Source organism: Clostridioides sp. GD02404, assembly GCF_045898275.1.
GTDB classification, from domain to species: Bacteria; Bacillota; Clostridia; order Peptostreptococcales; family Peptostreptococcaceae; genus Clostridioides; species Clostridioides difficile_A.
Genome location: NZ_JBJOCA010000008.1, coordinates 11,939 through 24,609 on the forward strand (window position 1 = coordinate 11,939; position 12,671 = coordinate 24,609).

Annotated in this window: 10 protein-coding genes; 9 read left to right on the plus strand and 1 reads right to left on the minus strand. The window is 27.6% G+C overall.

The features are described from left to right. The first annotated feature begins 11 nt into the window (after positions 1-11). The 9 genes from Q3287_RS06620 to Q3287_RS06660 all read left to right on the plus strand — a co-directional run bounded on the left by Q3287_RS06620 (position 12) and on the right by Q3287_RS06660 (position 10,195). Positions 12-1,292, plus strand: coding sequence for a methionine gamma-lyase family protein (locus Q3287_RS06620; RefSeq protein ID WP_054270401.1), 1,281 nt, complete (start codon positions 12-14; stop codon positions 1,290-1,292). A 68-nt stretch (positions 1,293-1,360) separates the two neighbouring features. Next, on the plus strand, positions 1,361-2,707 hold the full coding sequence (locus Q3287_RS06625) for a M20 family metallopeptidase (protein ID WP_407963726.1): 1,347 nt from the start codon (positions 1,361-1,363) through the stop codon (positions 2,705-2,707). Between the two features lie 135 nt (positions 2,708-2,842). Further along, a complete protein-coding gene (locus Q3287_RS06630) occupies positions 2,843-3,925 on the plus strand; it encodes an SIR2 family protein (RefSeq protein ID WP_074178196.1) in 1,083 nt (360 codons plus the stop codon). A gap of 85 nt (positions 3,926-4,010) precedes the next feature. Beyond that, on the plus strand, positions 4,011-4,643 hold the full coding sequence (locus Q3287_RS06635) for a cyclase family protein (RefSeq protein WP_054270398.1): 633 nt from the start codon (positions 4,011-4,013) through the stop codon (positions 4,641-4,643). Positions 4,644-4,695: 52 nt separating this feature from the next. After that, positions 4,696-5,235, plus strand: coding sequence for a prolyl-tRNA synthetase associated domain-containing protein (locus tag Q3287_RS06640; RefSeq protein ID WP_167640344.1), 540 nt, complete (start codon positions 4,696-4,698; stop codon positions 5,233-5,235). Between the two features lie 49 nt (positions 5,236-5,284). Continuing rightward, positions 5,285-5,971 carry a DUF554 domain-containing protein gene (locus tag Q3287_RS06645; RefSeq protein ID WP_054270396.1) on the plus strand — a complete coding sequence of 229 codons (687 nt, stop codon included), beginning with the start codon at positions 5,285-5,287 and terminating at the stop codon, positions 5,969-5,971. Between the two features lie 181 nt (positions 5,972-6,152). Beyond that, positions 6,153-7,028: a hypothetical protein gene (locus tag Q3287_RS06650; RefSeq protein ID WP_054270395.1), complete on the plus strand. Its 876-nt coding sequence runs from the start codon at positions 6,153-6,155 to the stop codon at positions 7,026-7,028. 310 nt (positions 7,029-7,338) lie between these two features. Further along, complete coding sequence (locus tag Q3287_RS06655) at positions 7,339-8,637, plus strand: acyl-CoA thioesterase/bile acid-CoA:amino acid N-acyltransferase family protein (RefSeq protein WP_219673982.1); 1,299 nt, start codon at positions 7,339-7,341, stop codon at positions 8,635-8,637. A gap of 166 nt (positions 8,638-8,803) precedes the next feature. Then, positions 8,804-10,195 carry a hypothetical protein gene (locus Q3287_RS06660; protein ID WP_407963727.1) on the plus strand — a complete coding sequence of 464 codons (1,392 nt, stop codon included), beginning with the start codon at positions 8,804-8,806 and terminating at the stop codon, positions 10,193-10,195. A 55-nt stretch (positions 10,196-10,250) separates the two neighbouring features. Here the strand turns inward: Q3287_RS06660 and Q3287_RS06665 are convergent, their stop codons facing one another. Further along, complete coding sequence (locus Q3287_RS06665) at positions 10,251-12,668, minus strand: ABC transporter permease (RefSeq protein WP_407963728.1); 2,418 nt, start codon at positions 12,666-12,668, stop codon at positions 10,251-10,253. Positions 12,669-12,671 lie beyond the last annotated feature (3 nt).

The window sequence follows — 12,671 nt, forward strand, 5'->3', positions numbered from 1 at the left end:
CAGGTGATAAAATGCTTAATGAGACAAAAGAATTATTAAAAGATTACTATGGGATAGATGATGATACTTTTAAACTATCGCAAGAAGTAATGGAAGAAATAAAGGACAAGTTTGAAGAAATAAAGGAAATAAGAGAATATAATCAATATAAAGTTTTAAAAGCTATGCAAGAGTCTAAACTAAGTGATATGCACTTTAACTGGACTACAGGATATGGATATAATGATATTGGGCGTGAAAAAATAGAAGAAATTTATTCTAAAGTTTTTAATACAGAAGATGCTCTTGTAAGACCAATAATTGTAAATGGAACACATGCACTTACTTTGTGCATACAAGGTATAGTTAGACCAGGGGATGAAATTTTGTCTGTTACTGGTAGACCATATGATACTTTAGAAGGTGTTATAGGGATAAGAGAAGAAAAAGGTTCATTAAAAGAGTATGGTGTTACATATGATGATGTAGATTTTTTAGAAAATGGGAATTTAGATTTAGAAGGAATTAGAAATAAAATAAATGATAGAACTAAACTTGTTATGATACAAAGGTCAAAAGGATATTCTTGGAGAAAGTCGCTTTCAATTAGTGATATAAAAGAAGCTATTGATGTAATAAAGTCTGTTAAACCAGAAGTTATCGTAATGGTTGATAATTGTTATGGTGAGTTTTTAGATACTAAAGAACCTACTGATGTTGGAGCAGATGTTATGGCTGGTTCTCTAATAAAAAATCCTGGTGGTGGTCTTGCATTAACAGGTGGATATATTGCTGGTAAAAAAGATTTAATTGAACTTATATCTTATAGAATGACTTCTCCTGGAATAGGAAAAGAATGTGGCCTTACTTTTGGAACTACTAGAAATGTACTTCAAGGATTCTTCTTGGCACCTTATATAGTGTCTCAGGCTGTAATGGGAGCCATATTTTGTTCAAGAGCTTTTGAAAAGTTAGGTTATAATGTATTGCCAAAATACGATGATTTAAGAAGTGATATTATTCAATGTATTAGACTTAATGATGCTGATGAGGTAATAAGTTTTTGTGAAGGGATACAAGAAGCGGCACCAGTTGATTCTTATGTAAAACCTGTTCCTTGGGACATGCCTGGATATGAAAGTGAAGTCATAATGGCAGCAGGAGCTTTTATCCAAGGTTCTTCTATAGAGTTAAGTGCAGATGCTCCAATAAGACCTCCTTATAACGTCTATTTCCAAGGTGGACTTACATTTGACCATTCCAAAATGGGGACTTTAAAAGCGATTGAATTTATAAAAAAACTGAAAAAATAAGCATATTTTTTTTTAAAAAGGTCAAAATATTTATTAGTATATTATGATGAAAATTGAAGGGTGATAATATGAAAGAGCAAATTAAAGAAAAAGTAAATTCTCTACAAGATGAAATGATTTCTTCTATACAAGAAAGTGTAAAAATACCTAGTGTTATATCTGACGCAACTGAAAACTGCCCGTTTGGTGAAAATGTAGATAAGGCTTTAAGAGGTATATTAGACTTATGTAAATCTCTAGGATTTAAGACAGTATATAAGGATGGATATTATGGATATGCTGAAATCGGACAAGGCGAAAAGATGATAGGTATACTTGGTCATGTTGATGTAGTTCCAGAAGGTGATTTGGAAAGTTGGAATCATCCTCCATTTGAAGCTGTTCTAGAAAATGGTAATTTATATGGAAGAGGAACACAAGATGATAAAGGTCCTACAATATCAGCAATTTATGCAGTAAAAGCTCTTATGGATTTAAAGGTAGACTTTAATAAGAGAATAAGATTTATTTTTGGAGCTGATGAAGAAAATCTTTGGAGATGTATAAATAAATATAAAGAAAATAATGAAGAAATACCAAATTACGGATTTACTCCAGATTCTAGATTTCCAATAACAAATGCAGAAAAAGGTCTTTTACAAGTTCACTTAATTTGTGATAGTAAAAGTGATATAGAATTGTCAGTTGGAAAAGCCTTAAATGCGGTTCCAGGAAAAGCGATTTATATTGGAAAATATTCTGATAAATTAAAAAAAGAACTTGATAAGTTAAATTTTGAATATACTGTTGAAGGAAATAAAATATGTATAATAGGAAAAAGTGTCCATTCAGCAGCAAGTGATACTGGTATAAATGCAGTAGCTAGACTTTGTATAGCTCTTAATAATATAGGTATAGATTCTAATATAATTAAGTTTTTAGCAGAAGTCATTGGAGAGGATGCTAATGGTAATAATATAATTCCTAATTGTAAGGATGATGTATCTGGCAAGCTAACAGTAAATATAGGTAGAGTAACTATTGATAGTGAAAAAGAATTTGCTGGAATAGATATAAGAATTCCAGTAACATACAAAAAAGATGACTTTGTAAAAGAATTAAAGAAAATGACAGATAAGTACAATTTAACTTATAAGGAGTATGATTTCTTAGATTCAATCTATGTTCCAGAAGATACACTTCTTGTAAAAACACTTAGAAAAGTATACGAAGAAGAAACTGGTCTTGATGGAACACCACTTTCATCTGGAGGAGCAACTTATGCAAGAGCTTTAGATAATTGTGTTGCATTTGGAGCTATTTTCCCAGGAAAACCAGAAACAGAACATCAAGCTAATGAATATTTAATAGTAGAGGATATTGTAAAGGCTACTCAAATATATGCTCTTTCTATTTATGAATTATTAAAGATTTAATATAAATATAAGGCTGTCTTGTAATAGGATTTTTTTCTAGGAAGAGACAGCTTTATTGTTGTATTATTAAAGATATGATATGAATATTTAATAGATATAAAAAACAGTAGTAATATTTATATTAGGAGGAATCATATGAAAATAGCTATATTTTTAGGAGCAGGAGCTTCAGCAGCAGAAAATCTACCTATTCAAAATGAACTTTTTAGTGAATATTTTAAAAAACTAAATCCTAAAAACTATAATACCAATATGAATAGAGAATTATACAATTTTTTTAAACAGATGTTCAACATTGATATAGTAAAAGATAATCTAGATAATGCAAACTTTCCTACATTTGAGGAAGTTCTAGGTCTTTTGGATTTAGCAGAACAAAGAAGAGAGGCCTTTAGAAACTTTGGTCTAGAAAATCTAAATAATAGAAGTGATAGTATACGTTTTTTGAGACAATACTTAATATTATTAATGGCTGAAGCAATTCATAATACACCTAGAACAGATAATAAATATCATAAACTTTTAGTTGAAAACCTTTTAGAAAATGATTTACTTCTTGATACCACTTTTATTAGTGCAAATTATGATATACATATAGACAATACAGTCACTGGTTTAAGGGACAAAAATGATTCTCCAATTATGCTTGATTATGGTGTGGAATTTACTAATTTTAAGGAAGAAATAAATTGGAGAAAACCAAAAGAACCACTAATAAAATTATATAAGGTACATGGGTCACTAAATTGGCTTTATTGCCCTATTTGTAATAGTGTAACTCTTACCCCGCATGAAGGTGGTGTCATGAAACTTATTGAAAATAGTTCAGAAACAAAATGTCTAGAATGTGGTGAATTGACAGAACCTATTATAGTCCCACCAACATATTTTAAGAATATGTCAAATATATTTTTAAGTAATGTTTGGAATGAAACAGAAAAAACGTTAAGAGATACTGACCTTTTAATATTTTGTGGATATTCATTTCCTGAAGCTGATATGCATATAAAATACATGTTAAAAAGAGTTCAGACAAATAGAAAAAAAGCTCCACTTAAAATAATGGTTTTTAACAATCATTCACAGAAACAAAGAATTACATTGAAAAAAGAAGAAGGAAGATACAAACGTTTTTTAGGCGAAGATGTTATATTTACTGATAATTCTTTTCAAGATTTTTCTGTAAATCCCTTGAAATTTATAAAAACTATATATTAGTATGGTATATAATGGAATAAAAACTGATAGAAATAAAGTGAATTTAGGTATATAATAGAAAATAAAACATAGGGGGTATATAAAAATGAAGGTTTTTGATTTAACTCATGTGACACATAACGACATGCCTGTATATGCAGAGCCTAACAGACCAGATATCAAAAAAGTAGCAATTATTGAAGAAAATGGTTATCAAGAAACACTTATTAGTGTATTTTCTCATAATGGAACTCATATGGATTCACCAAGACATATGTATACTAAAGGTGAGACCCTAGACAAATTGGATATAGAAAATTTTGTTGGAAAAGCTTATGTATTGGAACTTGAAAAAGGAAATAAGAATATAGAGCTAGAATATCTAAAAAAATATGAAGATGAAATAAAACGTAGTGATTTTATAATATTTAAATCAGGTTGGTCAAAGTTTTGGGATAAAAAGCAGTACTATGTAGGTTATCCTACATTAACAGAAGAAGCTGCAAATTATATAGCTGATACTAATATAAAAGGTATAGGCATAGACATGCTATCAGTTGATAGATATGATACATCAGTTTTTAAAGTGCATCATATTCTATTTGAAAAAGGTAAAATAATAATAGAAAATCTTACAAATCTAGAAAATGTTCCAGAAAAATTTCTATTTATAGCAGCTCCATTTAAGTATAATGACGCTGATGGTGCTCCAGTAAGAGCAATAGCTATTGTAGAGTAATATCTTAAAGAGGGTATAGAAATAACAAAGTGTTTAAGGAGAAAAGAGAAATATGAATGATTTGAAAGATAAAGTTATGAAAGAAGAAGACGAAAATGAAGTGAGAATTAATGAAACTAAAATATATAGTATCTTGGACAAATTAAATATTGAATATGATGTAGTAGAGCATGAAGCTGTATATACAGCAGAACAACTAGTAATTTTGGATGAAATAACAAAAGGATGTCAATGTAAAAATTTATTTTTAAGAAATGCTAAAGGAAATAAGTATTACCTTATTGTAGTTAAAGGAGAAAAGCAGGTTGATTTAAACTCACTTAAAGATAAGATAGGAAGTTCTAGATTATCATTTGCTTCGCCTGAAAGATTATACAATGTACTTAAACTTCTTCCAGGAAGTGTAAATCCTTTTTCATTGATAAATGACATAGAAAGAAAAGTGGAGCTTTACATAGACAAGGATGTAATTAAAGAAGATTTCTTAAATTTTCATCCAAATATAAATACTAAAACTGTAAATATATCTAGAAAAGGATTTGAAGAATTTTTGGAATATTTAAAATATCCACTACAAACTATTGATGTTTAAGTTTTGATAATATGAGTAAATTTTAATTAGCTAATCGAGGGGAGAAAAAATGTTTGGAGTAATAGCAAATAGTCTAGCAATTGCAGGTGGATGTATAGTAGGTCTTATAATTAAAGGAGGACTACCTCAAAGAGTAAGTGATACTATAATGAATGGAATTGCTTTATGTGTATTGTATATCGGTATATCAGGAGCTTTAGAGGGGAAAAATACGTTAGTAACAATAACATCTATAGCTATAGGTGCTTTAATAGGAGAGTTAATAGATATAGATAAATGGGTAAACAAACTAGGAGTTTTTTTACAAAGTAAATTCTCTAAAGGAAATAAAAAAGATTCTATTGCGGAAGGTTTTATATCATCTAGTTTATTATTTTGTATAGGAGCTATGGCAGTAGTTGGAGCACTAGAAAGTGGACTTACAGGAAGTCATGATACATTATTTGTAAAATCTGTAATAGATGGAATAGCTTCTATTATATTCACTGCTTCTTTAGGTATAGGTGTAATGTTTTCTGCAATATCCGTATTTTTATATGAAGGTATTATATGTTTAGGTGCATCGTTTTTAAATGGATTCTTAAGTGACCCTGTAGTTACAGAGATGACAGCAGCTGGAAGCTTACTGATTATAGGTCTCGGTTTAAATGTACTTAAACTAACAAATATAAAAGTAGCAAATTTGTTGCCAGCTATATTTATACCAATATTATTTGGAGTATTTGGAATAATTTAAAGAATAATAGTCTAAGATTTGTCTAATTTTTTTAAAAACTTTAGACAAATTTTTTATTTAGAAGGAAAATAGCTTTTATCATCAAATTAATAATTATAGTATAAATAAGTTTAATATTATGATTATAAAGTTTATATTAAATTTATTTTATTGATGAAACTAATGGGGAGGTTAAAACTCAATGATTACTTTTGATGTAAATGGAGCTATTATCAGATTTGATGATACGAAAAATAATTATAATAAGATAAGGAAAATCTTTAAACTATACGCTTTGGAAATTTCTAAAAACTTTGAAAGAGATTGTTTAAATAATTTTCAAAATTTAAAACAAATATCAGATAGAGGTTTAAATTTAGGAGAAAAATATATAGAGGAATCTTTTAAGAAAGGCATTGAGACTATAGTAAGTTTTGGAATTATAACTATAGATATCGATACCTTTAAAAGTGTTTATTGCGAAAAATACTTGGATTTTAAGAGACTTTTTAATAATTTGAATAAAACTTTTATCATTCCAAATAAAAATAAAAAAAATGGTCATGCTAGTTTTTTAGAAATAGAATCAACAGTAAAAAAAATGAGTAATTATTTATATAATGATTGTTTTAAAATTCATTATGCTGTAGTGGATGCTCTTATAGAAAATAGGGTAACTGAGGTACATTCTTATATTGATGAAGAATCTATAAAAAAATCTAATGCATTATTTAATAATTATAAAGATGGCTTTATTGGAAAAGCTGATGAATGTAAGGTTGTAAAACAAATAATAACCTTAAATCCATATAGAGAAGATGTATACGAATTTTTGGTGAAAGAAGATGGAGATTTCAATAAGGAAATTGAGAGATTAACTGAATTTTTAGGTTATGATATAAAAGATTATAAAGCTTCATTAATGGATATTTATATAAATGAGTTAATGGAGAGTGATGAAAGTGATGTTGAAAATGCAAAAGAAAAGATAGAGAAATATGCTAAATATATTGGATGTAGCGATGAAAATTTATATATAGCAAGAATTAATGCCATATATACTTTTGCAAATGCATGATATAATTAGATATTAAATAAAAAATATCTAATTATATAAATTTAAATTAAAAGAGAAACTTGTCAATATAAAATAACATTTATCAAAAACCATTCTTTAGAAAGAGTGGTTTTTATTTATGATGATATTAAATAGAGAGAGTATATTAGTGATAATTTAAAATGAATAAAAAGACATCATATTGACAAAGAGTTGATGAGTTGATACAATAAAATAGTCAATATGATGTCTTAATTCAGAGGATTCATATTACATTGGATAAAGTTATTTTAAACATATAAATCACTAATATTATAAGGAGAAATGGATTATGAAAGTAAATGTATACAATTTAGAATCGTTTGTAGATGAAAGACTTAAGATTATAGTTTCAGATTTGACTCCAAATACTAAACTTAAAGTAAGTATGAAAATGGAATTTCCATGGTGTAAGGGAGAAGAATTCTCTTCTTATGGAGTATTTTCTTCAAATGAAAAGGGAGAAGTAGATTTAGATTCAGTTGAACCTATAGAAGGTACTTATAAAAATCCTGACTGTATGGGATTAATTTATTCGCTGGAAAAATCTAAAACTGAAGGTAATAATTTTGCAGAAAATATATCTATAGATAAGCCAATAATCATGAATATGATATTTGAATCTTCTAATGAAAGAAAAGAAGTTAAACTGAAAAGACTATTTAAATCACATGATATTACTACAAAATACATATCTGATGAATTTATAGGAAAATTATTTTATAAACAAAATTCTAATAATAAAACAATTCTAATGTTGGGTGGTTCTGATGGAAGTTTAGATGCTCTAGACCTTTTAGCAGCTCCACTTGCATCTAGGGGATTCAATGTACTAACAGTTGCTTATTTTGCCTTAGAGGGTCTACCAGATAAATTAGAAGAAGTTCCATTAGAATATTTTGAAAAAGTATTTAAATGGATTAGTGAAAATGAAATTACTAATACTAAAGAAATCTTTATTCATGGAACATCAAAGGGTGGAGAGTTAGCACTTTTACTTGCCTCAAAATATGAACAGATTAAAAAAGTTGTAGTATCAGCTCCACATACTTATTGTTTCCAAGCTCTTAATGGATTGGAGAATGGAAAAGATACTTCATCATGGTCGTATAAAGGGGAACCATTTTCATATATCCACTTAGATGATGATATCTTTCTTGAAGAACAAAAGAAAGATATCTCAAAAGGAATTCCATTTGGATTTGCCAATTCTTATAAAAAAAATCTTGAAAGAGCGAATAATAGAAATGAAGCTAGAATAAGAATAGAAAATTCCAAAGCAGACATACTTATGATTGCTGGGAAAAAAGATAATATATGGAATAGTTATGATGCTTGTTTAGAGGCATTAGAAATACTTAAAGAAAACAATTATCCATGTAAAGTAGAATTATTAACATATAATAATATGGGGCATCCATTACCAATTCCATATATTATACCTTTAAAAGAGACCTTATGTATGAATGTAGGTGGAGGTATCTTTTCTTCAGGAGGAACGATAGAAGGAAATACACAAGGGCAATTTGAATCATGGAAAAGAACCATTGAGTTTTATAAAGAGCCTTTATCAAGTGATATAAACAAATAAAAATGAAGATGTCTTTCCATATATGCACAAAATCTATCAATTTTATAAATTTAATTTATTGTTTATGCAATTTGCATGTTATATACTAGTTTTAACGACATTGATAATTTATAAACAATTATAAGGTTGTAAATTTATAAGAGTTATCGAAAGGTGGAGTGAAATTATGGAAAGACTCACTAGAATAGAGCAACCTCATATAAAATTTGGATTGTTCAAGATACGAATTCCATTTATACATTACAGGTTTGAGAAACCAGAAGCTATTCAAGGAATAATATCAAGTATGACAAGTTTAGGAACTATTGGTCTTAGTACACAAATTTTGGGATTACCTTATGAAGTAGCATGGAGTATGGCTATAATCAACTCCATATTATACTGCTTACATGTTTTTATGGGAGACCCAGTTGTACCTGGTTGGATTACGGCTTCTATAACTCTTACAACTGCATATTTGTTAAAGTTTAGCATGGGCATTGAAAGAATACAAGCATTAACAGCTTTACAAATAGATTTAGGAATCATATTTATTTTGATGGGAATAACTGGAGTAGCTGGAAAGTTAGTTAGTAAAATACCAAATTCTATTAAAGGTGGGATATTAATGGGTGTTGGTATCTCTACTGTAATATCAGAATTTAGTCCTAAAGGTAGATTTGATTCTTATCCAATAGCTATAACAGTAGGAATTTTGGTTGCCTGTTTTGTAATGTTTTCTGAAAGATTTGACACTTTAAAAGTTAAAAATAAATTTCTATTTCATTTAGGAGAATATGGAGTAGTATCAGCTATTTTAGTGAGTTTAATTGTAGGTATATTTAGCAAAGAAATAGGAATTCCTAGTTTGAGTTTTGATAAAATAATTTACATAGTAGACTTAAAAAATTTAATAAATACAGTATCTCCTCTTGGAATAGGTTTTCCAAACATGATGTTATTTATACAAGGGTTACCAATGGCTTTTATGATATATATAATTGCATTTGGTGATTTTATAACAGGTGAAAATTTAGTACTTTCTGAAAGTGAAAACAGAAAAGATGAATATATAGATTTCAATTCAAATAGGTCTAATATTATAAGTGGTATAAGAAATATTGTTATGGCAGTTATTTCTCCATATATACCAATGTGTGGTCCATTAGCTGCGACACTTACTGGAAGTGTTGCTCAAAGATATAAGGTTGGAAAGGAAGCAATGCAGTCCATTTTTAGTGGTATGGGTACATTAGTGTGGGTTTCAGCTATTTTCATATGTTTTTATCCAGTTGCTCAGATTGCTACTCCTCTTATACCATTAGCACTTTCAGTGACACTCTTAGTTCAAGGTTATTTATGTACAAAGTTGTCAATGGAACTATGTAATACTGGTGTAGAGAAGGGATTAATTGGGCTTATGGGAGGTGTGATTGCTGCTAAAGGTGGAACATGGGGACTTGTTGTAGGATTTATACTGTATTTTGTTTTAATCGATTCTAAAAAGAGAAGAGAAAAAGATAGTAACTCAACAGAAGATTGTGTATATGAAATATTAGAAAAAAAGAAAAGTATTTAAAGTTAAAATAGGAGTTGCAATTATCTACTGATAGATTAATTGTAACTCCTATTTTTTATTGAGAGCGTAAGCGTTCTGTAAGTGATTTTTTTTCTATATTTCTTACAAGTAATTCAGTTGTTAAAACTTGTATTCCAATTAATACAAAAGAAAAAATTAAAATAGTAAATATAGAAAAGTTAAAATTAATAAAATCTACTCTAACTACATCTTTTATAAAAGTACAAAGTAAACTTGAACCCAAATAACCTAATAAACTTGAAATACATATAGCTTTAATACTTATATTTAAACCTTCTCTGTAAAGCATATTTCGAAGTTGCTTTTTTGTCATTCCAACAGCTTGAAGTAAAGCAAATTCTCTTTTTCTGATTAAAACACTATTTATTAGAATATTGGTCATATTTAGTATACCAAAACAAGAAATTAAACCAACAAAAATGTATGAAGTTACAACTATATACTTAAATGCTCTAGTAATCATTTTATAATCATCCTCATATGAATAAAGCATTAAACTAGAATGTTCCTGAATGATACTTAGCAACTTTTCTTCAACTTCTTTAGAATATTTTTTATCTACCAAAATAGAAAAATCTAAGTTTGTATTATATGGAGTTAGAGATTCTAAGGTTTTATCCAAAGCAAAAAACATACTACCTGTATTAGAATTATCAATAATTCCTTTAATTTTCATTTGTTTTTTAATAATATTATTTCCACTAAAAATATCAAATGTAACTGTATCTCCAAGTTTTAAATCTAATCCATAGGATTTTGCTCTATACTTATTTACAATTAAATCATCTGAGTTAAGTTTTTTATAATCTGATTTTCCACTTACAATATATTCTTCAAATGATTTTAAAAGTTCAGGTGTAAGACCTTTAATTAAAGTAGTAAATTGTTTTTCATCTTTATCTTTGATAGAAGGTTCTATAAGACTACCTTTAATTGATTTAGATTCAATTACTTTTTTTACTCCATGAATAGATTCAATCTCATTTTTAAGGGAATCTGTTAATGGGTTGTTTTGTTGAATTTGTGTAATGCGTTCATATAAATTATCACTCTTAATGCTAACAAGGTAATTTTCGTTATATACAAATTGTTGCGACAACTGTTTCTTAAAATTTATCGAATTAGCAAGATTAGCAATTGAAATAAATAAAATTCCACTAATACTTAGTGAGATTAATGCAATTAAGTTCTTCTTTTTATTTGACTCAATATTTTTTAAGGCTAAATTTTTAATATTTATATAATTAAAGTTTTTTATTTTTTTTCTAAATTTAATTTCTGTGTATTGCATACCTTCAATAGCAGATATTTTGGAAATAATTCTAGCAGGTTTATGTAGAGAAATTCTAACAGTTAAGTACATTACTAGTGATAAAATTAAGATTATAAATGAATCATCTATTATCTGCCATGCCAATGGTTGAATTATGTAAGCAATTATACACGATATAATGATACCTAATGGAATAAAAACAATCGATAAAAAATTTCCTTGTAGAGAAATAATCTTTTTTAACTGAAAAGAAGTCATTCCTAAAGATTTCAACTTAGCATACACATGAACCGAATTAACAACTGAAACATAAAAAATACTGTATATAACAAAAATACTAGAAAAAAGAATAACTATTCCAACTGCCAAAACTGTAATAACCTGTTCACTATCGATTAAATTTGATTCAATATATTTATCATTTAAGTATATATTATGTTTTTTAATCCCTAAAGAAAAGCCAATATCTTTTAATTGTGCCTTAATTGAAGCTGAATCTTTCTTTGTATTTTCTTCTGACAATTTTACTAATACATCTACATCGTTAGGTCTTGTATCATCAAAATTGCTACTTTTGTTTTGTAAAGATGTAGAAATTGTGTTCTTAAAATAGTCATTTGAAACAACTGTATAATATTGTTTAGCATTATCTTGATAATAATTTTCTAAAAGGCCAACAATAACAAAATCTCTTTGTATTTCTTTATTCGTCATATTATCACGATAAGTTAATTTAATACTGTCTCCAATGTCTTTATTTAAAGAAAGTTGCTGTAAGTATTTTTCTGAAATAGCAATCTCATTTTTATTTGTAGGCATAGTACCTTCCATTGGTTGAAAATTCATAAGTTTGATTGCTATATTATCTGCATAAATAGTTGACATCATATAATCTGTCTTCTTGTTACTGCCAATTAACTTGTATGTTCCTACATCACTAAAATTTTTATCTCGATATAATATGTTTTTTGATTTTTCATTTACAGACTTATATATAGCATGATATGGAGATGAATTAACTAAATCTACAGAACCATTATATGAAACTAAGGCTACTGTTAACAGTAAACATGTAGAAATCATTATAATAATACCTGAAAGAGATGTTTTGAGTTTATTAATTTTCAAATCATTTAAAGCTATTTTTCTTATAAAAGCACGATTGTTATTTTTAAACATATA